21 protein-coding genes are annotated in these 26297 nt (G+C 63.3%); 4 read left to right on the top strand and 17 right to left on the bottom strand.

Annotated features, from left to right (window positions below):
• Positions 1 to 42: 42 nt before the first annotated feature.
• The 13 genes from NKI29_RS00925 to NKI29_RS00865 form a co-directional block, all read right to left on the bottom strand.
• Positions 43 to 1575 (bottom strand): peptidoglycan DD-metalloendopeptidase family protein, encoded by a 1533-nt coding sequence (locus tag NKI29_RS00925; protein ID WP_352568852.1) that lies wholly within the window; start codon positions 1573 to 1575, stop codon positions 43 to 45.
• A gap of 327 nt (positions 1576 to 1902) precedes the next feature.
• On the bottom strand, positions 1903 to 2568 hold the full coding sequence (locus NKI29_RS00920) for a protein-L-isoaspartate(D-aspartate) O-methyltransferase (protein ID WP_352568853.1): 666 nt from the start codon (positions 2566 to 2568) through the stop codon (positions 1903 to 1905).
• The gene (surE, locus tag NKI29_RS00915; protein ID WP_352467008.1) at positions 2565 to 3323 is read right to left on the bottom strand and encodes a 5'/3'-nucleotidase SurE; all 759 of its coding nucleotides are present in this window, start codon (positions 3321 to 3323) and stop codon (positions 2565 to 2567) included. The genes NKI29_RS00920 and surE overlap by 4 nt, the downstream gene beginning before the upstream one ends.
• 244 nt (positions 3324 to 3567) lie before the next feature.
• Positions 3568 to 4875, bottom strand: a complete 1308-nt coding sequence (gene serS, locus NKI29_RS00910; RefSeq protein ID WP_352697801.1) for a serine--tRNA ligase — start codon at positions 4873 to 4875, stop codon at positions 3568 to 3570.
• Between the two features lie 413 nt (positions 4876 to 5288).
• Complete coding sequence (gene tatC / locus NKI29_RS00905) at positions 5289 to 6152, bottom strand: twin-arginine translocase subunit TatC (RefSeq protein ID WP_352795371.1); 864 nt, start codon at positions 6150 to 6152, stop codon at positions 5289 to 5291.
• Positions 6149 to 6832: a Sec-independent protein translocase protein TatB gene (tatB, locus tag NKI29_RS00900; RefSeq protein WP_352795369.1), complete on the bottom strand. Its 684-nt coding sequence runs from the start codon at positions 6830 to 6832 to the stop codon at positions 6149 to 6151. Before tatB ends, tatC begins: the two co-directional genes overlap by 4 nt.
• A gap of 45 nt (positions 6833 to 6877) precedes the next feature.
• Positions 6878 to 7099, bottom strand: a complete 222-nt coding sequence (locus NKI29_RS00895) for a twin-arginine translocase TatA/TatE family subunit (protein WP_023678929.1) — start codon at positions 7097 to 7099, stop codon at positions 6878 to 6880.
• Positions 7100 to 7277: 178 nt separating this feature from the next.
• Positions 7278 to 8057, bottom strand: a complete 780-nt coding sequence (gene scpB, locus NKI29_RS00890) for an SMC-Scp complex subunit ScpB (protein WP_352451389.1) — start codon at positions 8055 to 8057, stop codon at positions 7278 to 7280.
• Entirely contained in the window at positions 8054 to 8854 is an 801-nt protein-coding gene (locus NKI29_RS00885; RefSeq protein WP_352482297.1) for a segregation and condensation protein A, read from the bottom strand. Before NKI29_RS00885 ends, scpB begins: the two co-directional genes overlap by 4 nt.
• 58 nt (positions 8855 to 8912) lie before the next feature.
• Complete coding sequence (gene nagZ, locus NKI29_RS00880) at positions 8913 to 9932, bottom strand: beta-N-acetylhexosaminidase (protein ID WP_023678932.1); 1020 nt, start codon at positions 9930 to 9932, stop codon at positions 8913 to 8915.
• Between the two features lie 116 nt (positions 9933 to 10048).
• Entirely contained in the window at positions 10049 to 13702 is a 3654-nt protein-coding gene (locus NKI29_RS00875; protein WP_352795366.1) for an SPOR domain-containing protein, read from the bottom strand.
• Positions 13703 to 13805: 103 nt separating this feature from the next.
• Positions 13806 to 15563 (bottom strand): arginine--tRNA ligase, encoded by a 1758-nt coding sequence (argS, locus tag NKI29_RS00870; RefSeq protein ID WP_352635503.1) that lies wholly within the window; start codon positions 15561 to 15563, stop codon positions 13806 to 13808.
• Between the two features lie 61 nt (positions 15564 to 15624).
• Complete coding sequence (locus tag NKI29_RS00865) at positions 15625 to 16839, bottom strand: deoxyguanosinetriphosphate triphosphohydrolase (RefSeq protein WP_352795365.1); 1215 nt, start codon at positions 16837 to 16839, stop codon at positions 15625 to 15627.
• Positions 16840 to 16912: 73 nt separating this feature from the next.
• Between NKI29_RS00865 and erpA the strand changes: the two genes are divergently transcribed.
• The 4 genes from erpA (at position 16913) to NKI29_RS00845 (ending at position 18871) form a co-directional block, all read left to right on the top strand.
• The gene (gene erpA, locus NKI29_RS00860) at positions 16913 to 17260 is read left to right on the top strand and encodes an iron-sulfur cluster insertion protein ErpA (RefSeq protein ID WP_031212336.1); all 348 of its coding nucleotides are present in this window, start codon (positions 16913 to 16915) and stop codon (positions 17258 to 17260) included.
• Positions 17261 to 17262: 2 nt separating this feature from the next.
• Positions 17263 to 17652, top strand: a complete 390-nt coding sequence (locus tag NKI29_RS00855) for a VOC family protein (protein ID WP_352587862.1) — start codon at positions 17263 to 17265, stop codon at positions 17650 to 17652.
• Positions 17653 to 17682: 30 nt separating this feature from the next.
• Positions 17683 to 18477, top strand: coding sequence for an exodeoxyribonuclease III (gene xth / locus NKI29_RS00850; protein ID WP_352795363.1), 795 nt, complete (start codon positions 17683 to 17685; stop codon positions 18475 to 18477).
• Between the two features lie 76 nt (positions 18478 to 18553).
• Entirely contained in the window at positions 18554 to 18871 is a 318-nt protein-coding gene (locus NKI29_RS00845; protein ID WP_352635511.1) for a hypothetical protein, read from the top strand.
• A gap of 23 nt (positions 18872 to 18894) precedes the next feature.
• Here the strand turns inward: NKI29_RS00845 and NKI29_RS00840 are convergent, their stop codons facing one another.
• From NKI29_RS00840 to NKI29_RS00825, 4 genes are all read right to left on the bottom strand, one after another.
• On the bottom strand, positions 18895 to 19731 hold the full coding sequence (locus NKI29_RS00840) for a tetratricopeptide repeat protein (protein WP_023678939.1): 837 nt from the start codon (positions 19729 to 19731) through the stop codon (positions 18895 to 18897).
• Positions 19718 to 21442 carry a dihydroxy-acid dehydratase gene (gene ilvD, locus NKI29_RS00835; RefSeq protein WP_352577585.1) on the bottom strand — a complete coding sequence of 575 codons (1725 nt, stop codon included), beginning with the start codon at positions 21440 to 21442 and terminating at the stop codon, positions 19718 to 19720. Before ilvD ends, NKI29_RS00840 begins: the two co-directional genes overlap by 14 nt.
• Before the next feature lie 277 nt (positions 21443 to 21719).
• A complete protein-coding gene (locus tag NKI29_RS00830; protein WP_352568864.1) occupies positions 21720 to 22940 on the bottom strand; it encodes an outer membrane protein transport protein in 1221 nt (406 codons plus the stop codon).
• Between the two features lie 447 nt (positions 22941 to 23387).
• Positions 23388 to 26171 carry a valine--tRNA ligase gene (locus tag NKI29_RS00825; protein ID WP_352568865.1) on the bottom strand — a complete coding sequence of 928 codons (2784 nt, stop codon included), beginning with the start codon at positions 26169 to 26171 and terminating at the stop codon, positions 23388 to 23390.
• Positions 26172 to 26297 lie beyond the last annotated feature (126 nt).

Raw genomic sequence — 26297 nt, 5'->3', positions numbered from 1 at the left:
GCGGGCTGAAGGTCAGGTGGCCCGCAAATCGCTTTTCGTCGTCTATTCGAGATAGGTCGAAGGATCGACCGGCGCCGAGTTCTTGCGCACTTCGAAATGCAGTTTCGGCGAGTCGGTGGTGCCGCTCATGCCGGACAGGGCGATTTCCTGGCCGCGCTTGACCTTCTGGCCGCGCTGCACCTCGATCGAGCTGGTGTGGCCGTAGACGGTGACCAGACCGTTTTCGTGCCGCACCAGCACCGTGTTGCCGAATTCCTTGAGGCCGTCACCGGCATAGATGACGACGCCATTTTCAGCTGCCTTGACCGGCGTCCCCTCGGGCACGGCAATGTCGACGCCGTCCTTGCCGCCACCGAAGCTTGAGATCACGCGGCCGCGCACCGGCCAGCGCATCTTGCCGATGCCGGTTGCGTCCGGCGCCACCGCATCGTCGTCCTCGGCCTGCTGGATGACTTTCGCGTCCTTCTTTGGCGGCGTGTAGGAGGCGAGCGTCTGCGTCGGCGTGGCCTTGGCAGGCGGCTGGGTGGTGGCCGTCGTCACCGGATCGACCTTTGCCGGCTTCGCGCCGGCGACGACAGCGGTTCCGCCTGCCGGCACTTTCAGGGTCTGGCCGATCTTGAGCAGTCCATCCTGCATGCCGTTCGCCTGCTTCAACGCGACGATGCCGACGCCGGTCTTTCTGGCGATGGCCGACAGCGTATCGCCTTGCTGAACCGTGTAGGTGCCGCCGGCACCGGCTGGCTTGGCCGTCGCCGAAGCCACTTTGGGCGCGGTCTTTCCATCCTTCGGCTGGCTTGCGGCAGCCGAGGCGTCCACCTGCGCGGCAGACTTGCCTTCCCTGAGCTTCGGCTGCTGCGGCAGCACGGCCACCTTCTCCGGCGCGTCGGCCGGCTGGTCGTGCCTGGTGCCGTTCGCGGGCTTGGCGTCGGCGACTTTCGGCGTGGCGCCGTTGCTCGAATACGCATAGGCCGGGATGACGAGCTTCTGGCCGGTCTTCAGCCCCTTGGTCGCGCTCAGCCCGTTGACTTTCATGATGGCATCGGCCGGCACGCCGTAGCGCCGCGACAGGCCGGAAATGGTCTCGCCGTCCTTGACGACGATCTCGGCTGCATGCGGTGCGCCGGCGGCCGTCGCCATGCGCGGCGCGTCGGGCTCGGCGTTCTTGAACGGCCTTGCCGCCGGAGCGACGGTGCCGGTTGCCGTCCTGTCGACACGAGGAGCGGCAGGCGCCATCGCCGGCGCGGCAGCGGTACGCACCGGGCGGGCGGCGGGTGCCAGGGCGGGAGCCGGCGGTGGCAACTGCTGCGCCGTAACCGGTTCGAGGCTTGAGCGGCTGACCGACTGGGTGTGGCTGCCGTCGATCGGCGCGGCCGCAACATCGCCCGGATAAGGCTGGGCAGCATCCTGCTTGTCGATGATGGCGCGCTGGTTGTTGGTCGAGGCGGTGAACACGTCATCGACGCTGTTGAACCGCGCCACCTGGGAACTACACCCCGTCGCAGCGCCTGCGATCATGAGGACGGCGCAGCCACGCGCCAGATTGCGTCCGTTTGCCTTCAAAACACTGAATTGCATCGCACTAACCCGCACAGACCCGGTACAACTGAGTGTGATTAAAGCGCGTTAATGTTACCGGTCGGTTAAACCTGTAGAATCAGACGCAAATTTTCTTAAAATATTCGAGGATCGAGCGCCGGGTGTGTCGAGATTCAGGTCAGGCCGAGCCGAAAATGGTGGGTTCCGAGAACCGGAGCGGTGCGTACTTTTTCGGTACGTGAGCACCGGCCTACGCCGGCCATAGCCTTAACTGCCGCGACCTCTTATGAATGCTTCGGCCGGCGAAGGCCGGAAGCGGAGGAAGCCGCCATTTGCAGGCCGGCCTCACCTGAATATCGACACAGTCTAGATCACCGCGGCGACACCGTGCAGGATCGGCTGCAGGCGCACCAGGCCGATATCCTCGCGTTCGAAGCGGCTGCCGACCTTGGTCAGCTTGGCCAGCACCTGCTCGCCTTCGTCGGGTCCGATCGGCGCGATGACGATGCCGCCGCTCGACAATTGGTCGAGGAGAAAGCGCGGCAGGCTGTCGAAGGCCGCCCAGGCGACGATGCGGTCGAACGGCGCTTCGTTGGCCAGCCCGTTGGAACCGTCCGCCTGGCGCACGATCACATTGCCGATGGCGAGTGCCTCGAGGCGCTGCCGGGCCTGTTCGGCCAGCGTCTTGTAACGGTCGATGGTGACGATCCGCGCGGCAAGCCGCGACATCACCGCCGCCGTGTAGCCGGACCCGGTGCCGATCTCGAGCACCCGGTTGCCCGGCTCGATGGCAAATGCCGCGATCACCGCCGCCTGCAGGTCGGCGCCTTCGATGGCCTCGCCGCATTCGATCGGCAGCATACGGTCCGACCAGGCCATCGGGTGGAAATGCGGAGACAGAAAGCCGCGCCGCGGCGTCGCCTCGAAGGCGGCGATCAGCGCCTTCGGCACCGTCCCCCTGCCGCGCAGACGAAGCAGGAAGGCAGCGAAACCTTCGCGCTCGTCGACCGTTGCAGCGTGGTTCAAGTTCATGCGAGCGCCTTGGCCAGTTGATCGCGGATTTCATGCGCGGTGAGATCGAGCTGCAGCGGCGTCACCGACACCAGCCGATTGCGCAAGGCATGGAGGTCGGTGCCTTGCTTGCCCTCGACTGGCTCGCGGCCGAAGCGCAGCCAGTAGTAAGGCAGGCCGCGCCCGTCGCGCCGCTCGTCGACCCACAGGCTGTGGACCAGCTTGCCCTGCGAAGTGACTACAGTGCCGGCGATCTCTTCCGGCGCACAGTTCGGAAAATTGACGTTGAGCAGCACGCCGTCCGGCAACGGCATGGCGACGAGCTTTTCGAGCAGGGCCGGCGCCAGCGCTTCGGTGGTCTCGTAGGGAACGACGCGGTCCTCGCCGACATAGGAATAGGCCTGGCTGATGGCGATCGATCGCACGCCGAGCAGCGCGCCTTCCATGGCGCCGGCGACCGTGCCCGAATAGGTGACGTCGTCGGCGATGTTGGCGCCGGAATTGACGCCGGACAGGATCAGGTCAGGCGCTTCGGGCAGGATCTTCTTCACGCCCATGATGACACAGTCGGTCGGCGTTCCGCGCACCGCAAAGTGCTTTTCGCCGATTTTCCTGAGCCGCAGCGGCTCCGAGATCGACAGCGAATGCGCATAGCCGGACTGATCCTGTTCCGGTGCCACCACCCAGACGTCGTCCGACAGCGTGCGCGCGATGCGTTCGAGTGATGCAAGGCCCTCGGCATGGATGCCGTCGTCGTTGGTCAGGAGGATGCGCATGAGACCGCCTTTGCAGAATTGGATTGACGGCAGCGCTCTACGATACCCCCCTCTGTCCTGCCCTCTTTGCCACCACTTGACATCTCCCCCTCAAGGGGGGAGATCGGCAATACCGTAGCCGCCGCCTTCCTTGCTACGCCAACAGTTGGCGAAAGCTGTGATGACGGCGCAATCTCCCCCCTTGAGGGGGAGATGTCCGGCAGGACAGAGGGGGGCGCGAAGGAACGCGGGGCCGACAATCTTGTCACTTCGATGATTCGATCTTTGCGAGACCGCCCATGTAAGCCCGAAGCGCTTCAGGAATGGTTACGCTGCCGTCCTCGTTTTGGTAATTTTCGATGACGGCAATGAGAGCGCGGCCGACGGCGGTGCCCGAACCGTTCAGCGTGTGGACGAAGCGGTTGCCCTTGCCGTCCTTGTCCTTGTAGCGGGCGTCCATGCGCCGCGCCTGGAAATCGCCGCATACCGAGCACGACGATATCTCGCGATAGGCATTCTGGCCGGGCAGCCAGACCTCGATGTCGTAGGTCTTGCGCGCGCCAAAGCCCATGTCGCCGGTGCACAGCGTCATGGTGCGGAACGGCAGGCCGAGCCGCTTCAGCACCTCCTCGGCGCATTCGGTCATGCGCTCATGCTCGGCAACCGAAGTCTCCTGGTCGGTGATCGACACCAGCTCGACCTTGTAGAACTGGTGCTGGCGCAGCATGCCGCGCGTGTCGCGCCCGGCCGAGCCCGCCTCGGAGCGGAAGCACGGCGTCAGCGCCGTATAGCGCAGCGGCAGTTTTTCGTGCGGCATGATCTCGTCGCGAACGAGATTGGTGAGCGGCACTTCGGCGGTTGGGATTAGGCCAAGCCTGCCGTCCCCGTGCCGAACGAAGAATAAATCCTCTTCGAATTTCGGCAGTTGCCCGGTCCCGAAAAGCACCTCGTCGCGCACCATCAACGGCGGCTGGATCTCTATATAGCCGTGCTCGGTGGTGTGCAGATCCAGCATGAACTGGCCGAGCGCGCGTTCCATCCGCGCCAGGCCGCTCTTCAGCACCGTGAAGCGCGAGCCGGAAAGCCGTGCTGCCCGCTCGAAATCCATCATGCCGAGCGCTTCGCCGATCTCGAAATGCTCCTTCACCCAATTCGGCCGCGTCGGCACCTCGCCGACGACGCGCATGACGACGTTGTCGTGCTCGTCCTTGCCGACCGGCACGTCGTCGAACGGCACGTTGGGCAGCACCGCCAGCGCATCGTTCAGCGCCTTGTCGAGCTCGCGCTCGCGCGCCTCGCCATTCTGGATGAAGGCCTTGATCTCGCCGACCTCGGCCTTCAGCCTTTCGGCGAGAGCTGCATCGCCCGAGCGCATGGCATTGCCGATCTCCTTCGATGCGGCGTTGCGGCGTTCCTGCCTGGTCTGCAGCTCGGTCAGATGCTCGCGCCGCGCCTCATCCGCGGCGATCAGGTCGTCGACCGTGGACTGCGCATCCTCAGCCGACCACGAGCGCTTCTGGAGCGCCTCGACAAAGGCCTTCGGGTTGTCGCGAATCCATTTGATGTCAAGCATGGTCTGTTCGTCCTTGAGTAGGCCAGAGGGGGTAAACCGCATCGATGCAAGGCGTCAAGGCAGAGTTCCTTCGCGCCCCCCTCTGTCCTGCCGGACATCTCCCCCACGGGTGGGGAGATCGGCCGTCACTGCTGCTTTCGCCAATCTCCGGCGCTGAAAAAGCAAGCCATCGGCGAAGTTGCCAATCTCCCCCCAAGTGGGGGAGATGTCCGGCAGGACAGAGGGGGGCGCTGTCCCGCCGACCTCAGGCGGCAACACCGGAACTTCAAAGGAAGAAACAAAAAAACCCGCCTGAGTGGGCGGGTTTTTGGAGCCAATTGGCACCATACTTAAATTAATAGCATAGCTGCCGGCACAAAGCAAGAACAAAGTTGCCATGGCCGGCAAAAAAATGCTGCCCGCTTCAACCGAACCTACGTCGAAGACGCGTCCGCCGGCTTTTCGGCCACCTCTTCGGTGGCGTCCTGCTTTTCGCGGGCCACACGGTCGCGCTCCTTGCTGCGTTCGATCAGCCGGGCCGACCAGATCGAGACCTCGTAGAGCAGGATCGTCGGAATGGCGAGGCCGATCTGGCTCATCGGGTCGGGCGGCGTCAGCACCGCCGCCACCACAAAGGCGATGACGATCGCCCATTTGCGCTTCTCGGCCAGGGCCGTGGACGACAGCATGCCGACCCGCGTCATCAGGCTTGTCACCACCGGCAGCTGGAACACCAGGCCGAAGGAGAAGATCAGCGTCATGATCAGGCTGAGATATTCGGACACTTTCGGCAGCAGCGAAATCTGCACCTGGTCGTTGGTGCCGGTCTGCTGCATGGCGAGGAAGAACCACATCACCATCGGCGTGAAGAAGAAATAGACCAGCGATGCGCCCATCAGAAACAGGATCGGCGAGGCGATCAGGAACGGCAGGAAGGCATTGCGTTCGTTCTTATAGAGGCCGGGCGCGATGAACTTGTAGATCTGGGTGGCTATCAGCGGAAAAGCGATGACCATGCCGCCGAACATGGCGAGCTTGACCTGGGTAAAGAAGAACTCCTGCGGCGCCGTATAGATCAGCTCGACCTTGTGCGGGTCGAGCCCGGCCCATTGCGTCGCCCATCTGAACGGAATGACCAAAAGGTTGAACAGCCGCTTGGCGAAAAAGAAGCAGACCAGGAAGGCGACGAAAAAACCGCCGATCGACCACATCAGCCGCCGGCGCAACTCGATCAGGTGCTCCATCAGCGGAGCCGACGATTTTTCGATCTCGTCCTTTTCCTTGTCCGAAACGCTCACTTGGCGGCTCCCGCCGTTTTCCGGGCGGCCGGCTTCTTCGCTGCTGCCGCCGGCTTCTTCGCTGCCGATTGCGCTTTCGGCTCAGCTTTTGCGGCAGTCTTTGGCGCAGCGGTTTTTGCCGGCCTGGCCGGCACTGCGGCCGCGGCGTTTGCGGGCGCCGGCTTCTTCTTTGCCGCCGGCGCTTTTTGCGGCACGGCCGCTGCGGTCGTTTGCGCCTGCACTGCCGGCGCCACGACGGACTCGTCCGTCATCGCCGGAAAGATCGGCGTGGCCGGCGTCGGCTCCGGCGGGCTGACGCCCGGCATCGTCGTTGCGCCGTTCTTCAGCGGCTCGGCTGTCTGCTCTGTCGAAGCGGCGGCATCGACGGCCGGCTTGGGCTTCATCACGGCATCGACGCCGGAACGGACATCGGCGGCGGCCTGCTCGAATGGATTGAGCTGCTTCCTGATCTCAGCCGCCGGATTGAGGCTTCTCAGCGAATCGACCGACTTCTTGACGTCGTCGAGTTCGGCTTCCTTCAGCGCGTCGTTGAACTGCCGCTGGAAATCGGACGCCATGGCGCGCAGCTTCGCCGTTGTGCGGCCGAAGGTGCGCAGCATGTTGGGCAAATCCTTGGGCCCGACGACCACGATCATGACGATCGCGATCACCAGCATCTCGGTCCAGCCGACTTCGAACATGGCTATACGTTCCGACTCAAGTTTTGGCCGACGAAAGTTTTGGGCTCAGCTTTTGCTGGCCTTTTCCTTCGGTACCGAAACAGTTTCGTCGGAACGGTGTTCGACGGTGCGCTTATCCTCAGCCGTCTCGTCGTCGGCCATGCCCTTCTTGAAGCTCTTGATGCCCTTGGCCATGTCGCCCATCAACTCGGGGATCTTGCCGCGGCCGAAGACCAGCAGCACGATCACCAGAACGATCATCCAGTGCCAAATCGAAAATGAACCCATAGCAAATCTCTCTCGAACGGTTTCCCAGACGCTGATCTATGCGCTTTCGGGTTCGGATTCAAACAGAACTGCGACAGAGTTCATGAATGAGTCGCCGAAGTCACGCACTTTCGGCACGGCGGCCCGCTACCAATCGGCGCAGTCCCATCCTGCCTGTGGCTTTAAGATGGCGCTCGGCTCAATCTTCCGTGACGCGCGGCGTCAAAAGGCCGAGTTCTTCGAGGTCGATGTCGGTCAGCGGATCCTCGTCGTCGGTGAGCGCATCGGGGTCGGCCGGCGGCAGCGGCACCGAGAAATTCGACGGCATGCGGCCGGACAGCAGCCCCGCACCCTTCAATTCCTCCATGCCGGGGAGATCGCGTATCTCCTCCAGTGCGAAATGGTCGAGGAAAATGTCGGTCGTGCCGTAGGTGACGGGACGGCCGGGCGTGCGGCGCCGGCCGCGCATCCTCACCCATTCGGTCTCCATCAGCGTGTCGAGCGTCCCCTTTGACGTCTCGACGCCGCGGATGTCCTCGATCTCGGCGCGCGTTACCGGTTGGTGGTAGGCGATGATCGCCAGCACTTCGAGGGCAGCGCGGGACAGTTTGCGCTGCTGCACCGTGTCACGGCTCATCAGGAAGGCGAGGTCGCCGGCGGTGCGAAACGCCCAGGCATCGCCGACGCGCACCAGATTGACGCCGCGCCGCGCATAGATCTGCTGCAGTTCGGCCATTGCCGCGGCAATGTTGATGCCGTCGGGCAGTCGCGAAGTGAGCTGTTTTTCGCTGACCGGCTCGGCGCTGGCGAATACGATCGCCTCGGCCATCCGTACGGCCTCCGCCATATGCAGCCGCTCGCCAGGATTCCGCGACAAATTCTGCCCCTGATTTTGTGCCGGGTTTTCGGCGACCGCGCCTTGCTCGGCATCGTCGTCGACCTTGAACGGAATGACCGAAGCGTTGGCGCGTTCGCTCATGGTGTTACCTCGACTATCTTGATGGCCTGGGCGCGGCCGCGCAGATACAGCGGCGCGAACACCTGGTCCTGCCGCATTTCCATCTTGCCTTCGCGCACCAGTTCCAGCGTCGCCGCAAACGAGCTGGCAACCGCGGTGCGCCGCTCTTCCGGGCCGGCCAGATATTCGACCAGGAAACTGTCGAGCGCCGTCCAGTCGCGCAGCGACCCGATCAGCCTGATCAGCACGTCGCGCGCATCCTTGAGCGACCACACGCCGCGCCTGGCGATCGTCACATTGGTTATTGCCTGCTTCTGGCGCTGCTGGGCATAGGCGGTCAACAGGTCGTAGAGCGAGGCCGAATAGGCATTGCGCTTCTCGACGATGACCATTTCCGGCATGCCGCGTGCAAACACGTCGCGTCCGAGCCGGTTGCGGTTGACCAGCCGTGCCGCCGCGTCGCGCATCGCCTCCAGCCGCTTCAGCCGGAACTGCAGCACCGCCGCCAGTTCCTCGCCGCTTTCGCCTTCGTCGCCGGGCTGCTTGGGGATCAGGAGCTTCGACTTGAGGAAGGCCAGCCATGCCGCCATCACCAGGTAGTCGGCGGCAAGCTCCAGCCTCAGCGCCCTCACCTTCTCGACAAAGGCCAGATACTGTTCGGCCAGCGCCAGGATCGAGATGCGCGACAGGTCGACCTTCTGATTGCGGGCAAGATGCAGCAGAAGATCGAGCGGACCTTCGAAGCCGGCCACATCGACGACCAACGCCGGATCGCCGGTCAGCCGGGAATCGTCGTTCTCGGCCCACAAGCGGTCCATCGGTGCGGCCTTGCCGGCCTTCAGGTCCAATGTTTCCGCCACTTCGCTTCCTTTGATGCTAGGCCACCGCGTCGAAATAACCGGCAAATTCGGCCCGAATCTCGGTCTCGTCCGCCACGTCACGGTTCCTGATATAGGTCAGCGCCCGCTCCGCGCGCTCAAACGACTTGCCTTCCAGCCCGGTCGTGCGCGATGCAATGCCGGCCATCTCCTCGAACACGCCGTTGCAGTGAAGGACCAGATCGCAGCCCGCCGCAAGGATAGCGGCCGCCTTTGACGGGAAATCCCCAGAAAGTGCCTTCATCGAGGTGTCGTCGCTCATCAACAGGCCGTCGAAGCCGATTTCGCCTCGGATGATCTTTTCGATGACCTTGCCGGAAGTCGTGGCCGGGTTCTTCGGGTCGATCGCGCTATAGACGACATGCGCCGTCATCGCCATCGGCAAATGGTTGAGCTCCCTGAACGGGGCAAAATCATGCCGCTGCAGGTCGCCGATCGAGGCGTCGACGGTCGGCAGTTCGAAATGCGTATCGGCGAAGGCCCTTCCATGACCGGGAATATGTTTCATCACCGGCAGCACGCCGCCCGCCATCAGGCCTTCCGCCGCGGCGCGACCCAATTCTATGACGGCGCGCGGCTCCTTGCCATAGGCGCGCGCGCCGATGACGTCGCTGGCGCCCTCGATCGGCACGTCGAGCACCGGCAGGCAATCCGCCGTGATGCCGTAGCGCAGCAGGTCGAAGGCATGCAGCCGCGCCATCAGCCATGCGGCACGGGTGCCGGCGTCATGGTCGTCGCGCCACAAGGCGCCGAGTGCACCGGCAGCCGGATAGTTCGGCGCCAGCGGCGGCCGCAGGCGCTGCACCCGGCCGCCCTCCTGGTCGATGAACACCGGCGCATCCGCACGCCCGACGCAGTCGCGCATCGCGGCGACCAGATCGCGGATCTGCTCGGTCTCGCCGATATTGCGCGCAAACAGGATGAAACCCCACGGGCATTCGTTGCGATAGAAACGGATCTCGTCGCGGGTCAGTGATTTCCCGGCGCAGCCGAGGATCATGGATTTTGATTCGGTCATGCGGAACAGTTTAGAGCTTCGCGCCGACAAAGGGAATCGCCCGCAATTGCCTTCAGAGGTTTCCGTTCACGCAAAAAAGCCGGCGCGGACGCCGGCTTTTCGAGAGGTTTTGGTGCCTAGTGGGACACGAAGCAATTGCCGCCGGCAGCCTTGTAGCTGGTGCACAGTTTGATCGCCTCGTTGCGAGACTGCGCCGGAACGCGGACGCGGTAGAAGGTGCCCTTGCCGGCAATCTCGGCCTTGACGATGTTGGCGGTGCGGCCGGAAAGCACGCTGCCGTAGCGGCGCTGCAGATCCTGATAAGTCGCCTGGGCGCTTTCGACTGTCGGCTGCGAAGCGATCTGTATCGACCACGAACCAGCGCCGGCCGCGGCCGGATCGATGGAAGCGACCTGATCGGGCTTGACCTCGCCGACCACGTCGACCGGCTGGTCGGACGGGCGCTGCGGCGCCACCGGAACCGTGGCCGGGGTGCTGGCGGACTGCTTGCTGGCTGACGGCTTGGCTTCAGCCTTTGTGTCGGGCTTGGGCGCCGGCTGCAGCTTGGAGGTTTCGGCCTGATCGCCGCTCGCCTGGTCGCCACTCGGCTGGTCGCCAATCTTCGGATCACTTGTCAATTGGTCGATCAGGGGCACGGTGCCGGTCTGCGCCGCGGCGTCGGCCTGGGCGGCCGGAGCCACGTGCTGCGGCGCCGGATCGGCCGGCTCGGCAGCAGCCATCTGCGGGGCGGCGGGCGCCGGATCCTCGCGCGCCACGAGCGAGCCGTCAGGTTTCACGACCATGGTCCGTACCTTGCGCGGCGCAACAGCGACGATCTCGGGGGTTGCACCCTTCTCGGCCTCCTGCAGAACCTGCGCGATGCGATCCTCGGACTTGGGCGCCGGTGCGGCGGCGGTTTCGGCAGCGCCAGCCGCACTGGCGCCAAGCGCGCTGGAGTCAGACGCGTTAGTGCCGGGCGCATTGGTTCCAGACCCGTCGGTGTCGGACGCCGCGGTGCCGGGCGCGTCGATGTCGTCTGCGGCATCGGGGTCATTGGGCGAAAGATCGACGACGCGGCTCTCCGGTTCGTCGGCTTTCAGGTCCACGGGCTCTTCGGTGTTGGTGACCAGCTTCTGCTGAACCGGCTCGGCGGGCTTGGCGCCCTTGACCACAGCGTCATAAACCTTGTTGTCCTGGTTCGGCACGACGGTGCCGCCTGGATTTTCCGGCTTGATCTTGATCGGCCTGTTGTCGGCCTTGACGATAACCGGCGCATCGCCGCCGCTCTTGCCGCCGAGGGTCAACGCAAAGGCGCCAAGGCCTCCGGCGATCGCCACGGCGCCGACCACCGCACCTATCAGCAGCCCGCGCCTGCGCGGCTGCCTTTCGGCCCCGCGTTCGGCAAGGCCCGGAACCGACATCTCCTCGTCCAGTTCGGGATCGTAGTCGAGCTCATCGAAGGTGAAATCGTCGGCCTGCGAAACCGGCTGGCCACCGGGCAATGGGCCCAGATCGAAACCGTCCGCTGCATCGGCATAGGAAGCGGCCGCCGCGCTGACGGGGGCTTCCGCAGGCTTGGCGCCATAGGCGCGCGTCTCGCTACGATCCTGCTTATAGCCAGACGCGAAGCCGGCATCGTATTCATCGTCATAGCCAGCGCTGCGCACCGGGGCAGGCGCTATATCCGTTGCATTCATTTCGGTGAGAAGGCTGGCAAAATCGGCATCGAGATCGTCGTAGGCGGGCGCCACCGGCTCGTCATCGTCGAAGTTGAGCTCCGGAATGTCGAGATCGTCCGCCAGCGCCACGACGCGCTCGGGCACGTCGACCGTCTCGACATCGGGCATCTCGTCATAGGCGGAAGGCTGTTGATGCGAGCTTGGTGCAGCTTCCGTGTAGGCGGGCCGATCTTCATAGGATGACCTATCTTCACGGGATGCCTGGCCTTCATAGGACGGCCTCTCTTCGACCGGTGCGGCCCGATAGGACGGCGTTGCAGCCGGCTGCGGCGGTGGTGCCGGACGCGCCGAAGCCACCGGCTGGCTTGCAAAAGCGGGCTGAGGCTGTGCGACCGGTGTCACGCGGCTCCACGAGCGGGCCGGCTCGGGCGGTGTGGCGCGTGTCGTCAGCCAGTTCAGCGCATCGAGCGGGTCTTCTTCGGCAGCAGCTGCCGCACTCTTGTCGGCCGAGTCATGATCCAGGCCGATATTCCTGGCGAAGTCGGCATCGAGCGCATCGCTGTCGAGATCATCCGCGGGTCCGGCAGCGGCTTCAACACCGAAATCCTCGCCTTCAAGCTCATCGAGGAGGACACTGCCAAGATCGGCGTCATCGGCGGCACTGGACTGCTGCGGCTCAGCGGGCTCGTGCTCGTCGAGTTCCCAATCCAGCTCGTCGACAGCATGCACCGGTTCGTTGGCGACGTCTTTGACCGCCGCCATTGGCTGTTCAGCGGCCACTGCTGGCTTCTGAATTACCGGCGCGATAGGCTGCTGAACAGCCATCACGGGCTTCTGGGCAGTCTGCTGGGCAGTCTGCGGGCTTGTCTGAGGTTCGTTGACCGCTTGTGCCGGCCGTGTGCTCATCGCACCGAGCAGCGCGTTCAGTTCGTCTTCCAGGCTGCGTTCCTCAGCCACTGGGGCCGTCGGGACGACAGCGGCCGGCGCCACTGGTTCGGCCGCAACCTGCGCCACGGGCTCTTCGGCTTCCTCCGCAGGCGCATCGTCGAAGCTCAGATCGACATCGTCGTCGAACGCCGCTTCAGCGGCCGTGCCGGAAAGCCGGGCGGCCTCTGGGTCTTCGATAAACTCTGGTTCTTCGATTTCGGCAGGCTCGTTCGGGCGAACGTCGAAGTCCATGTCGACATCGGCCATGGCATCATCGAAATGGCCGGCAAGGTCCTCATCGGCCGAAACCGCCTCAACCGGCGATGCCGGGGCGGCGACGTTTTCCGCCGGCTCATGCTCGTCGAACATCAGCTCGTCTTCGAGCGAACTTGCCACGGCATCGTCGAACTCGTCATCGAACGCAGGCGCGGCCGCTTGCGCGGCGGTTTCAACGGCGACGGTCTGCTCCATCGGCTCATGCTCTTCGAGCATCAACTCGTCTTCGAGCGAACTTGCCACGGCGTTGTCGAACTCATCGTCGAAGGCGGGCTCGTCGACCGGCTCGATCGCCTCGGCTGCGGTCCTCGGTTCATCGCCCGTCACCGCGATCTTGGCCGTCACATCGTCGTCGAGCCGAAAATCCTGGTCGAGCGAGGCGGCAAGTTCGTCGTCACTCGAAAGGTCGTCCTCGAACGGCGACACGTCTTCGAGCGAGCCGGCGACGGCGTTATCGAACTCGTCGTCGAACTCCGGCTCGACAGCGGGAGCGAACGCCCTCTCGGGGGCGGAGGCAATTTGGCCGGGTGCAACAGGAGCGGCCGCAACGGGAGCAGCATCGTCCGCTGCACTGTCGTCGAACGCGAAATCCTGTTCGAACGAGGCAGCAAGCGCGTCCTCCATTTCGTCGGCGGCGGCCGGTTCGGGTGTCGGCTCGCGAAGCTCGGCAGGGGAAGCATTGTCATTGGCATCGGCGCCGAACTCGCCCATCAACTCCTTCTCGAGATCGATGTCGAAATCGGCCTCGTCCACCGACGGTTCGGCGGCAGCGGTTTTCGGCTGGGCCGGCGTTTGCGGTTTGACCGGCTGGCGCGGGTCGAACCCCATGATCCTGGTCAGTTCCGCGAACGGATCATCGTTGGCGATGTCGTTGTGGTCGGCTGCTCTCAGCTGGGTTCTGTCTGCCATTATTGTTCCCGAACTCGCACTCATTCGGACGCCATGGACGTCGCGTAGGGTTGGCCCTTACCAGCGCAATGTGGGCAAAAGGTGACAGGTTTTTTACTCAAACCTAACGCATTTCGGTGGGCGCATTGGCTCCGATCAGCGTCAGGCCGGACGTCAAAACGTCCGAAACAGCCTGCACCAGCCCTAGTCTGGCATGCGTCAATTGTCGGTCGTTAACCTTAACAAAACGTAAGTCGGGATTATCGGTGCCCCGGTTCCAGTGTCCGTGGAAGCTGGAAGCGAGTTCGTAGAGGTAAAATGCCAGCCGGTGGGGCTCGAGCGCGAGCGCCGCGGCTTCGATCAGCCGAGGATATTCGGCGAGCTTCCTGATCAGGCCGATCTCCCCCTCATCGGTCAGCAAAGCCACTTCGGCGGCCAGCTGGTTGCGGTCGAACATGGCCTCGCCCAATTGCTCGCTCGCCTGCCGGAATACCGAATGGCAGCGCGCCGAGGCATACTGCACATAGAACACCGGATTGTCCTTCGACTGCTCGGTCACCTTGGCGAAGTCGAAGTCGAGCGGCGCGTCGTTCTTGCGGTAGAGCATCATGAAGCGGATCGGGTCGCGGCCGACCTCCTCCACCACTTCGCGCAAGGTCACGAACTCGCCCGACCGCTTCGACATACGTACCGGCTCGCCGGCGCGAAACAGCCTCACCAACTGGCAAAGCAGCACGGTAAGCTTGACCTCGTCGCCGGCAATCGCCCGGGCAAGCGCTTCCAGCCGTTTCACGTAGCCGCCATGATCGGCGCCAAGCACATAGATCAGGTCGACGAAGCCGCGATCGACCTTGTCCTTGAGGTAGGCGACATCGGCGGCGAAATAGGTGAAGGTGCCGTCCGACTTGACCAGCGCCCGGTCCATGTCGTCGCCGACCGCGGTCGAGCGGAACAGCGTCTGCTCGCGATCCTCCCAGTCGTCCGGCTTCTCGCCCTTGGGCGGCGGCAGCTTGCCCTTGTAGATGTGGCCCTTCAGCGTCAGGTCGTTGATCGCCGAGCGAATCTTCTTGGCATTGTTGGCATGCAATGTGCGCTCTGAGAAAAAGACGTCGTGATGCACGTTGAGCAGCGCCAGATCCTCGCGGATCATCGCCATCATCGCATCGATCGTTCTGTCCTTGACGATGGCAAGCGCCTCTTCGTCCGGCATCTGCAGCAGGGAGCGGCCGAATTCGCTGGCCAGCGCCTGACCAACGGGGATCAGATAGTCGCCTGGATAAAGCCCGGCCGGAATGTCGCCGATCTCATCGCCGAGCGCTCCGCGGTAGCGCAGCATGACCGAGCGTCCGAGCACGTCGATCTGCGAACCGGCATCGTTGATGACGTATTCCTTGGTCACGTCGTAACCGGCGAAGGCCATCAGATTGGCCAGCGCGTCGCCGACTACAGCACCCCGGCAATGGCCGACATGCATCGGGCCGGTCGGGTTGGCCGAGACATATTCGACATTGGTTTTCTTGCCGCCGCCGATAGTCGAGCGGCCATAGTTGCGGCCTTCGCCGAGCATCGCCGTCAGATGCGCCTGCCAGAAGCCGTCCTTGAGCCTGAGATTGACGAAGCCCGGGCCGGCGATCTCGGCGGCCGCGATATCCTCGTCGGCGCGCAGCGCCTCGGCCAGCCTTTCGGCCAGCGCGCGCGGGTTCTGGCCGGTCGGCTTGGCCAACACCATGGCTGCGTTGGTCGCGAGATCGCCATGGCTGGCATCGCGCGGCGGCTCGACGGCGATGCGCGACAGGTCCGGCGACACGCCATCCTTGTCTTTCAAATCAAGCGCTTCGACGGCCTTTATGATTCGCGCGTTGAAATCGGCGAAGATGTTCATTGCTGTGGCTCTGACGGTTTTGCAGGAATCCGGCTCGTTGGCCGGCAAAATCGCGCCCGCCCTAGCTCAAATCCGGCGTATGGTCAAACAAACGCCTGTGTTCCTTGAGTGCATAAGTGTCCGTCATGCCGGCCAGGAAATCGGCAACACTGCGCGCCTTGACGCGGTCCTCTGCCCGGTCGAGCCCTTCGCGCCAGCCATCCGGCATAGCGCGCGGATCGGCGAAATAGACGTCGAACAGGTCCCTGACGATCTGGTCGGCATCGGCGCGCACCCGCATGACCTCCGCATGCCGGTAGAGGTGCTTGTAGAGAAAGGCCTTCAGCTCCTTTTCCAATACGGCCGTCTCGGCGGAGAAGCTCACCATCGGCTCGCCGGCCGCCCTTACCGCTTCGGCGCTGTCGGGCTGGATGCGCGCCAGATTGGCCGTCGTCGAGACGATCACGTCCTCGACCATGATGGTGATCTGCCGGCGCATCAGCTCGTGGCCGGTGCGTACGTCATCGAGCGCCGGATAGCGCTGACGCACGCCCTTGAGGATCGATCCCGGCAGCGAGACGCCCTCCAGCATATCCAGCGTCAACAGCCCTGCCCTCAAGCCGTCATCGATGTCGTGGGTGTTGTAGGCGATGTCGTCGGCAATCGCCGCACACTGCGCCTCGATACCAGCGAAGCGGTCGAGCTCGAGGTCGTGCAGTTCGGAATAGTCGCGGATAGCCTGCGGCACCGGTCCCTTCAGCCCTTTCCCCTTGGCATCGGTCAGCGGGCCATTGTGCTTGACCAGCCCCTCCAGCGTTTCCCAGGTGAGGTTCAGCCCATCGAACTCGGCATAGCGCCGCTCCAGCCGCGTCACCACACGCAGCGACTGCGCATTGTGGTCGAAGCCGCCCCAGGCGGCCATCTTCTCGTTCAGCGCGTCCTCGCCGGTATGGCCGAAGGGCGTGTGGCCGAAGTCGTGCACCAGGGCCACCGCCTCGGCCAGGTCCTCGTCGCCGCGCAGCGCCCGCGCCAGAGCGCGTGCGATTTGCGCGACCTCGATCGAATGCGTCAGCCTCGTGCGGTAATGGTCGCCTTCATGTGCGACGAACACTTGCGTCTTGTGCTTCAGCCGGCGGAACGCCGTCGAATGGATGATGCGGTCGCGGTCGCGCTGGAACGGCGTGCGCGTCGGGCTTTCCACCTCGTCGAACAGCCGCCCGCGCGACTTCGCCGGGTCGCTGGCATAGGCCGCGCGCGGCCGATAGCCGAATCCGATGTCGCCCAACTCGTTGGTCATAGCGTATGCCACAGTTGACTTGCCCCGTCGCGCTTCATACCTATCATACGAAACCGAATGCAAGGTGACGCCCATGGGCGCTGATGCCAAGACCGCCATGAAAGTCGAGATGACCGACGCCGCCGCCAGGCGGATCGCCAAGATTGTAGCGAGCGAAGCCGGTAAGACGGCCGTGCGCGTTTCGGTCGAGGGCGGCGGCTGTTCCGGCTTCTCCTACAAGTTCGATCTGGTCGACAGGCGCAATGACGACGACGTCGCCATCGAAAAGGACGGCGCCACCGTGCTGATCGACGACCTGTCACTGGTCTATATGGGCGGCTCGGTGATCGATTTCGTCGACGATCTGATGGGCCAGTCGTTCCAGATCAGAAACCCCAATGCGGTCGCCTCCTGCGGCTGCGGCACCAGCTTCTCGATCTAGAAATGCCCGACATCGGCGCGGTCCGTCAGGTCGCGCTTTCCGCCGGGCGCGACCTTGATGCGACGCTGGCGTTCTGGCGCGAGGTGCTCGGCATGAACCTGCATGCGCGTTTCGATCCGCCGGGCATCGCCTTTATCATGGCCGGTGACGTGCGCCTGCTTTTCACCGACGGCCTGCCCGCCGGCACCGTCTATCTCGACATCTCGGGCCTCGAAGAGTTCCACGCTTCGGCCAAGGCCGCCGGCGTTCCCTTCACCGCGCCGCCGGCGCTCGTCCATCGCGACACCGAAGGCCTGTTCGGCCAGGCGGGGGAAAGCGAATGGATGGCCTTCCTAAAGGACCCGGCAGGCAATACGATCGGCCTTGTCGAACGTCATCCACCGGATCGCTAGTCTCCGGACCACCAGCCTATCGAGGCCGTCATGAAAATCGTCACCTGGAACATCAACGGCGTTCGCGCCCGCATCGGCAATTTGACCCATTGGCTGACGGAAAGCGCGCCCGACATCGCCTGCCTGCAGGAGATCAAGACGGTCGACGAGCAGTTTCCTCGCGCCGAGATCGAGGCGCTCGGCTACAATGTCGAGACTTACGGCCAAAAAGGCTTCAACGGCGTCGCCATCCTGTCGAAGCTGCGTTTCGACGAGGTCAATCGCGGCTTGCCGGGCGACGATGCCGACGAGCAGGCGCGTTTCATCGAGGGCGTGTTCTCGACCGACAAGGGCGCCTTGCGCGTTGCCTCGATCTATCTGCCGAACGGCAACCCGATCGACGACGAGAAGAAGTTCTCCTACAAGCTTTCCTGGATGGCGCGACTTGAGCGCTGGGCCCAGGAGCGGCTTGCTCTGGAAGAGCCGCTGGTCCTGGCCGGCGACTACAATGTCATTCCCGAGCCGATCGACGCGAAGTATCCGGAAAACTGGCTAAGCGATGCGCTGTTCCAGCCCGCGACGCGGCAGGCGTTCCGGCGGCTGAAGAATCTCGGCTTCACCGAAGCCGTGCGTGCCGTCACCGACGCCCCGGACATTTTTACGTTCTGGGACTATCAGGCCGGCGCCTGGCAGAAGAACAACGGCATCCGCATCGACCACCTGCTTCTGTCGCCCGAAGCCGCCAACTGGTTTTCCTCGGCTTCGATCGAAAAACAGGTGCGCGCCTGGGAAAAGCCCTCCGACCACGTGCCGGTGGCGATCGATCTGGCGCTGCAGCCGGCCTGACCGGAGCTGCTGTCCGGCGGCACATTGATAGTTGACCTCTTATCGCCACAAATCGCGCGCTTGATGAGAAATCATCATGGTGGCTGGGGTTTCCATGACTACTCGATTTGCACTCTGCCCGATCGGCTGCGCGCTTGCGATGGCGGTGGCGACGCCGGCTTTTGCCGATGCAGAGTGCCTGGCTAACGGCAAATCATTCCAGATCGGCCGGGTCGCCTGCCTGACGCTTGCCGGCCAAAGCTACCTCGCCCGTTGCGAGATGGTGCTCAACAACACGTCCTGGACCAAGCAGCGGGATGGCTGCCCGGAGAACACGCTGGCCCCACATCTGCAGGGCACGCCGATCTCAACACCGGCGCCCAGCGGCATGCCGGCGGAACCGACCGACAATTGATCTAAAACGGAAATTCTGCCGACCTATTGGTCGCCGCCACCCTTGGTGAGGATGTCGTCGGCCAGCGAGATCGCGGTGCGGCGGTCGGCTTCGCCGGCGGCCGCAAACGCTTCTTCCTGCATGCCGCGGATCCATGGCTGGTCGGCGGGTGAGGCCCGCTCGAGCGCCGCGGTCATCATCGCCAGCCCCCGCACGATCTTGCCGCTTTGGAAAAGCAGGTTGCCGAGCGTCGCCTGCGCGCCCGCATGGCCCTTTTCGGCCGCCAGCTGGAACCAGCGTCCGGCCTGCTTGACGCTGGCCTTGACGCCGCCCTCACCCTTGAGGAACATCTGGCCCATCTCGAACTGGGCGTTCGGGTTGCGGTAGTTGGCGGCGGCGCGCATGTAATATTCCTGGGCCGCCACCTCGTTCTCCTCGACGGGGCTGCCGGGAATGCCCTTCCTCAGATAGTCGCCAAGCGCCACCAGCGCGTCCGAAACATAGCTTTCCTCGGGCGAACCGGGCTCGACATCCTGGTCGACGATCTCTGAGAAGAACTTGAATGCCGCGTAGTCGTCTCGCGCCACGCCATCGCCTTCGGCATACATGCGCGCAAGCTTCCAGGTGGCGCCGATCTGGCCGTTCTCGGCGGCATATTTATAGGCTTCCGCGGCCTGCTCCTTATGGCCGTTCTTGTAGGCGGAAAAGCCAAACTGGAACACCGCCCACGGGCTCGACTGCGGCTTCACGCCGGTCTTGTCGTCGAACACCTTGTCGTCGAAGGCCATGGCCTGGCCGACGGCGCCCAAGGTCGCGCCAAACGTGGCGAGCGCAACCAGTGCCGAAAGGACAGACGACCTCAACAACTCAGATGTCCGCATAGCAGTGTGTTTCTTTGGCACCGCCGGGATGGGTGACCGCGCCGTCGCGGGCAGATCCGACCGTCTGTGCGTATTTCCAGATCGCGCCCGACTGATAGTCGGTCGTGCGCGCCTTCCATGCCTTTGCCCTCGCAGCCAATTCGGCTTTAGACAATGCAACCTCGATCGTGCCGTTCACCGCATCGATCGAGATCAAGTCGCCATCCCTAAGCAGCCCGATCGGGCCACCCACTGCCGCTTCCGGCCCGACATGGCCGATGCAGAAACCGCGCGTCGCGCCCGAAAAACGCCCGTCGGTGATGAGCGCCACCTTGCCGCCCATGCCCTGGCCGTAGAGAGCCGCCGTCGTCGACAGCATTTCGCGCATGCCCGGGCCGCCGCGCGGACCCTCGTAACGGATGACGAGAACCTCGCCTTCGCTATAGTTACGGTGCGTAACAGCCTCGAAACATTCCTCTTCCGAATCGAAGCAGCGTGCCGGACCCGAGAATTTGAGTTCCGCCATGCCTGCGACCTTCACGATCGCGCCTTCGGGGGCAAGGTTACCCTTCAAGCCCACGACCCCGCCGGTCTGGGTAATCGGCCTATTGGCGGGACGGACCACATCCTGGCTGTCATTCCAGGAAACATGTTCCATATTTTCGGCCAAAGTGCGGCCGGTCACCGTCAGGCAATCGCCATGAAGATAGCCATGGTCGAGCAGCGTCTTCATCAAGAGCGGAATGCCGCCGGCCTCGAACATGTCCTTGGCGACGTATTTGCCGCCCGGCTTGAGGTCGGCGATGTAGGGTGTTTTCTCGAATATCTTGGCCACGTCGAAAAGATCGAACTTTATCCCGGCCTCGTGCGCGATCGCCGGCAGATGCAGCGCCGCGTTGGTCGAGCCGCCGGTGGCCGAGACCACAGTCGCGGCATTTTCCAACGCTTCTATAGTAACGATGTCGCGCGGGCGGATGTTCCTTGCGATCAGCTCCATGATCTTTTCGCCGGAAGCGAAATTGAAGCGGTCGCGCATCTCGTAGGGTGCCGGCGCGCCGCAGGAATAGGGCAGCGCCAGGCCGATCGCCTCAGCGACGGTGGCCATGGTATTGGCGGTGAACTGGGCGCCGCAGGAGCCGGCCGACGGACAGGCGGCTTGCTCGATCTCGAGCAGCTCGGCGTCGCCGATCGTGCCGACCGAATGCTGGCCGACCGCCTCGAACACGTCCTGCACGGTGATCTGCCGGCCACGGTAGCTGCCGGGCAGGATCGAGCCGCCATAGATGAAGATCGACGGTACGTTGAGGCGCACCATGGCCATCATCATGCCGGGCAGCGACTTGTCGCAACCGGCCAATCCAACCAGCGCATCGTAGCAATGGCCGCGCATGGTGAGCTCGACCGAGTCGGCGATGACCTCGCGCGACACCAGCGACGACTTCATGCCCTGATGACCCATGGCGATGCCGTCGGTGACGGTGATGGTGCAGAATTCGCGTGGCGTGCCGTTGGCGGCCGCCACGCCCTTCTTGACCACTTGTGCCTGGCGCATCAGCGAGATGTTGCAGGGCGCGGCCTCGTTCCAGCAGCTGGCGACACCGACCAGAGGCTGCGCGATCTCGGCCGCCGACAGCCCCATCGCATAGAGGTAGGAGCGATGCGGCGCCCGCTCGGGACCAACGGTCACGTGGCGGCTCGGCAGCTTGGCCTTGGAGATCGCTCTGGCGTCCATACTCGTCCTTGCCGCGGGCAGTGCGGCCTGCCTCTTCGCCTAGCCTTTTGGCGCATGTCCCGAGACAAGTTCGAGGTGCGCCGGGTTTATGGCGGGAAATAGGCAATGTTCCCGGGCGGCCGGGTGGCGCGAGGGTTGTTCAGAAACTGTTGCCAAAACGTCACAATTATCGGAGCGAACATCATGGGGGCAATTTGTTGCATTGGCCGAATGCCGGATGGCACCGAACAAAACGGCCGGGCAACGCCCGGCCGTTTTGTCGTTTAAAATTTAATAGTTAGAACTTGATCTTGACGGAAGCCGAACCAGCGAGAAGCAGGTCGTTGCCGTAGGTATAGGTAACGGCATTTGCCACGTCGCCGACACCGCTGAAAGTCGATGACCCGCTCGTCAGCACACCGATCGAGCCGCCGAGCCTGACCTCGATCTGGTCGTTCGGCGAATAGGAGACGCCGCTGGCAACGGCCCAGGTATCCGACTGGTAGCCGGAGGTCGTCGAGGTGCCGCGATCCCAGGTCAGCGAAACCACGCCCGACAATTGATCGGTGAACTTGTGCCCGATACCGCCCGTGACCGTCCAGCCGTCGCGATAAAGCAGGTCGAATGAAACGGGCGAGGGCAAACCGGTTACCGGACTGCGCACGCCATTGATGGCAATGACGCCAAGCTTGCTCCACTCCTGCCAGCGGATGGAACCAAAGGCCAGCCAGCCAGGAGCTATACCGCTCTGCAGCTTGAATTCCAGAGCCTGAGGTATCTCAGCCGACGCCGAGACTGGGTACACGCCGGTAGAGCCGGGAATCAGATCCGCTGGAAAGGCGCCCCTGAAGCCGGTCGTGTCGACGGTTCCCGACAGCCCGTCATATTTGTAGCTCGAAGAGTACATCAGGGTGGCGCGCAGGGCGATCTCGGGGATCTCATAGGCTGCGCCCGCACGCCAACCCCATGCCTCGTCGGATAGCTTGAAGACGCCGAGGCCGGTATTGCCGAAGGCGAGCAGTGTCTGACGGGAAAGAAACGCGTCTACCTGCTGGTAGGAGACACCGCCGATGAATCGTATGGCGCCCTTGCCGACGTTCACCTTATAGGAGCAGGTGAGACCGAAATCGTCTGTGTCGACGGCGTATTTGACCGCTGTCGGCGAATAGGCGTTGTTCATGCCGAAATTCGCGTCCGCACCATACGGTCTCGTATAGGTGGCAAGACAGTCTACGGGCTCAAAGATGTTGGCCTTGATGCCGACATGCGGCACCGCATAATCGCCACCAACGTCCACCGCCGATGTCGACAAACCCGAGCCATCGAGACGCTGCACATTCTTGAGTTTGCGCTGTGGCGAAACATAGGTGACGCCTGCGTCGAACGAATATGGCGCCGCGTCGAACAGCTGGTCGATATTGACGCCGCCCCGGTCAAAGCCCCCGGCTTGCACCGCCCCAGCCAAAGCCAGCGAAAAAGCCCCCGCGCCCAGCAGCACTTTCAGACGCGAATAACACATGAATCTCCTCCCCGAAATGTCCTTGCATCAAGCTAGAACCAATTCAGGTTAACGGCGCAACAACGAATTCGCCGTGCGTACATGTACAGCTTGGCTGAACGCATTTCCGACAAGGTGTCGGCCTTCTTACCGAGGCGGGAAAATGGCCGCCACAATACAGATCGACGAGAAAACTCGGGAAAAACCCCTAAATCACTATAAAACAGGGCATTTTGCGTGCCCAGTCAGCCATTGTTACATTACGGCAACAATGGGGCAAAAACATTCAGTTTGCCTCAAGATTTACGCTGCGGAATGCCCGTTTTCGTGGCAGGCGGCCTGTCTGGAAGGCAGATTCGTGACCGGCGAATCTATTGCGGCCAGCCGGCCCAATTTGTTTGATCAGCCGGCCCAATCTGTTCGATCAACCGGCCCAATCTGTTCGATCAACCGGCCCAATCTGTTCGATCAACCGGCATCACGCACCCGCGCCAATGCCACCGAAAGCTTCTCTTGCGCCTCGCGATATTCGGCGAGTTTTTCACGCTCGGCCTCCACCACCTCTTCCGGCGCGTTGGCGACGAATTTCTCGTTGGACAGCTTCTTGTAGAGCCGCGCTATTTCCTCGGTCACCTTGGCAAGCTCCTTGTGCAGGCGCGCTGCCTCGGCGGCAAGGTCGATCAGGCTGCCGAGCGGCAGGCAGATCGTCGCCTCGTTGACCACGATCTGGGCGGATCCCCTTGGTGGCGCCTCGGCGAGCGAGATGTCGCCGACCCGCGCCAGACGCTTGATAGCCGAGCCCTGACGCTCGAGCCTTTCGTGTGTCGCGTCGTTGGCGCCGATCACCACGAGCGGTGCGATAGCCGCCGGCGGCACGTTCATCTCCGAACGCACCGAGCGGATGCCGGAGACAAGGTCGACCAGCCAGTTGATATCGGCGGCGGCCGCCTCGTCCTCGAAGTCGGGCGACGGCCATGCCGCATGACAAAGCAGCGATTGCCGTTGCCTGCCCTCACCGGCGGTTTCGGCCCACAGTTCCTCGGTCATGAACGGCATCATCGGATGCAGCAGCTTGTAGATCTCGTCGAGTACGAAGGCGACGCATGCCCTGCTCTCGGCCTTGGCGGCCTCGTCGGTGCCCATGAACACCGGCTTCAGCAGTTCCAGGTACCAGTCGCAGAACTGGTTCCAGACGAACCGGTAGGCGGCACCCGCCGCCTCGTTGAAGCGGTATGAGGTGATACCGTCCGTTATGTCCCGCGCGGCTCGCGTCAGCTCCGTCAAGATCCAGCGGTTGACCGCCAGCTTGGCGTCCTGCAGCCAGAAATCGTCGTCGCGCGCCACTTCGTTCATCTCGGCGAAGCGCGTCGCGTTCCACAGCTTGGTGCCGAAATTGCGATAACCGGCAATGCGGGCCGGATCGAGCTTAACGTCGCGCCCTTGCGCTGCCATCACAGTCAAGGTGAAGCGCAGCGCATCGGCGCCGTATTCGTCGATGAGCTCGAGCGGATCGATGACGTTGCCTTTCGACTTCGACATCTTCTGCCCATTCTTGTCGCGAACCAGCGCATGGACATAGACGGTATGAAACGGCTCCTGATCCATGAAATGCAGGCCCATCATCATCATGCGGGCGACCCAGAAGAAGATGATGTCGAAACCGGTCACCAGCACGTCGGTCGGGTAATAGGTCTTCAGCTCCGGCGTCTGGTCCGGCCAGCCAAGCGTCGAGAACGGCCACAGCGCCGACGAGAACCATGTATCGAGCACGTCCTCGTCGCGGGTCAGGATCTCGCCAGGCTGGAAATTCTCAAGCTTGTCCTCGACCCAGGCCTTCCACGGCCCTTCCAGCGCCAGATAATATTCGACGGCGGCACCGAGCGCCTCTTCCTCGGTCTTTTCGACAAAGACATGCCCGTCCGGCCCGTACCAGGCAGGGATCTGGTGACCCCACCAGAGCTGGCGCGAAATGCACCAGGGCTGGATGTTTTCCATCCAGTCGAAATAGGTCTTTTCCCAGTTTTTGGGCACGAAATTGGTACGGCTCTCGCGCACCGAGGCGATCGCCGGCTTGGCCAGTTCCGCCGCATTGACATACCACTGGTCGGTCAGAAACGGCTCGATCGGCACGCCGCCGCGGTCGCCGTGCGGCACGGTGTGGCGATGCGGCTCGACCTTCTCGAGAAAGCCGCCCGCCTGCATCAGCTCGACGATCTTCTTGCGCGCGTCGAAACGGTCCAGGCCGTCGAGGCCGTCCCATACGGCCTGGCGCTCCGGCGTCACGTCCAGTCCGGCGAGAAAGTCCTCATTGTCCTTGAGGCTCACCGCCGCATTGACGGTGAGGATGTTGACCGCCGGCAGCCGGTGGCGCTTGCCGACCTCGAAATCGTTGAAGTCATGCGCCGGCGTGATCTTGACCGCACCGCTGCCTTTTTCGGGATCGGAATACTCGTCCGCCACCACCGGGATCCTGCGGCCGACGATCGGCAGGATGAGGTTCTTGCCGACAAGATGCCGGAAACGCTCGTCGTCGGGGTGGACTGCGACAGCCGTATCGCCCAGCATCGTCTCCGGCCGGGTCGTCGCAACGGTGATGAAGGTCTTCGGATTTTCCGGATCGAAGGTCATGCCTTCGACCGGATAGCGGAAGTGCCAGAGGTTGCCGTTGACTTCCTGCTGTTCGACCTCGAGATCCGAGATGGCGGTCAACAGCTTCGGGTCCCAGTTCACAAGGCGCTTGTCCTTGTAGATCAGCCCTTCCTTGTAGAGCGTCACGAACACTTCGAGCACGGCCTTGGACAGGCCCTCGTCCATGGTGAAGCGCTCCCGGCTCCAGTCGGCCGAGGCCCCGAGCCGCTTCAGCTGGTTGAGGATGGCGCCGCCGGACTCGGCCTTCCACTCCCACACCTTGTCGATGAACTCATCGCGCGTCAGGTCGCGGCGGTGGATCTGCTTTTCCATAAGCTGGCGCTCTACCACCATCTGCGTGGCGATGCCGGCATGGTCCATGCCTGGTTGCCAAAGAACATTCTTGCCGCGCATTCGCTCGAAGCGCACCAGAATGTCCTGCAGCGTGTTGTTGAGCGCATGACCCATATGCAGCGAGCCGGTGACATTCGGCGGCGGGATGACGATGGTGAAGGCTTCAGCCCCCTCCTCGGCCCCGGCGCCGGCCCGAAAGGCGTCGGCCTCTTCCCAGATCCTGGCAATCTTCGGCTCGACGGCTTTGGCGTCGTAGGTCTTTTCGAGCATGGGAAAACGGTCCGCGCTGTCCGGAATTTGTGGTCCGGTGTAAATCGGAAGGTTGTTGCCAAGTCAACCGCAAGGGCGGCATGGCCAATAGATAGCGCCGGGATGGTTCGGTGCAACTCGCGGGAC

Source organism: Mesorhizobium sp. M0678, assembly GCF_040320505.1.
Taxonomy (GTDB): domain Bacteria; phylum Pseudomonadota; class Alphaproteobacteria; order Rhizobiales; family Rhizobiaceae; genus Mesorhizobium.
The sequence above is the reverse complement of the archived record's forward strand: the minus strand, read 5'-3'. Positions and strand labels throughout refer to the sequence as shown.

Excerpts from the sequence above, each read along its gene's own strand:
- erpA (WP_031212336.1), top strand. The coding sequence starts at position 16,913 with ATGGGCGCTGATGCCAAGACCGCCATGAAAGTCGAGATGACCGACGCC.
- argS (WP_352635503.1), bottom strand. The coding sequence starts at position 15,563 with ATGAACATCTTCGCCGATTTCAACGCGCGAATCATAAAGGCCGTCGAA.
- surE (WP_352467008.1), bottom strand. The coding sequence starts at position 3,323 with ATGCGCATCCTCCTGACCAACGACGACGGCATCCATGCCGAGGGCCTT.
- nagZ (WP_023678932.1), bottom strand. The coding sequence starts at position 9,932 with ATGACCGAATCAAAATCCATGATCCTCGGCTGCGCCGGGAAATCACTG.
- NKI29_RS00840 (WP_023678939.1), bottom strand. The coding sequence starts at position 19,731 with ATGCGGACATCTGAGTTGTTGAGGTCGTCTGTCCTTTCGGCACTGGTT.
- NKI29_RS00825 (WP_352568865.1), bottom strand. The coding sequence starts at position 26,171 with ATGCTCGAAAAGACCTACGACGCCAAAGCCGTCGAGCCGAAGATTGCC.
- NKI29_RS00925 (WP_352568852.1), bottom strand. The coding sequence starts at position 1,575 with ATGCAATTCAGTGTTTTGAAGGCAAACGGACGCAATCTGGCGCGTGGC.
- xth (WP_352795363.1), top strand. The coding sequence starts at position 17,683 with ATGAAAATCGTCACCTGGAACATCAACGGCGTTCGCGCCCGCATCGGC.
- NKI29_RS00865 (WP_352795365.1), bottom strand. The coding sequence starts at position 16,839 with ATGACCAACGAGTTGGGCGACATCGGATTCGGCTATCGGCCGCGCGCG.
- NKI29_RS00875 (WP_352795366.1), bottom strand. The coding sequence starts at position 13,702 with ATGGCAGACAGAACCCAGCTGAGAGCAGCCGACCACAACGACATCGCC.
- serS (WP_352697801.1), bottom strand. The coding sequence starts at position 4,875 with ATGCTTGACATCAAATGGATTCGCGACAACCCGAAGGCCTTTGTCGAG.
- NKI29_RS00885 (WP_352482297.1), bottom strand. The coding sequence starts at position 8,854 with ATGGACCGCTTGTGGGCCGAGAACGACGATTCCCGGCTGACCGGCGAT.
- NKI29_RS00895 (WP_023678929.1), bottom strand. The coding sequence starts at position 7,099 with ATGGGTTCATTTTCGATTTGGCACTGGATGATCGTTCTGGTGATCGTG.
- NKI29_RS00920 (WP_352568853.1), bottom strand. The coding sequence starts at position 2,568 with ATGAACTTGAACCACGCTGCAACGGTCGACGAGCGCGAAGGTTTCGCT.
- tatB (WP_352795369.1), bottom strand. The coding sequence starts at position 6,832 with ATGTTCGAAGTCGGCTGGACCGAGATGCTGGTGATCGCGATCGTCATG.
- ilvD (WP_352577585.1), bottom strand. The coding sequence starts at position 21,442 with ATGGACGCCAGAGCGATCTCCAAGGCCAAGCTGCCGAGCCGCCACGTG.
- NKI29_RS00830 (WP_352568864.1), bottom strand. The coding sequence starts at position 22,940 with ATGTGTTATTCGCGTCTGAAAGTGCTGCTGGGCGCGGGGGCTTTTTCG.
- scpB (WP_352451389.1), bottom strand. The coding sequence starts at position 8,057 with ATGAGCGAACGCGCCAACGCTTCGGTCATTCCGTTCAAGGTCGACGAC.
- NKI29_RS00845 (WP_352635511.1), top strand. The coding sequence starts at position 18,554 with ATGGTGGCTGGGGTTTCCATGACTACTCGATTTGCACTCTGCCCGATC.
- NKI29_RS00855 (WP_352587862.1), top strand. The coding sequence starts at position 17,263 with ATGCCCGACATCGGCGCGGTCCGTCAGGTCGCGCTTTCCGCCGGGCGC.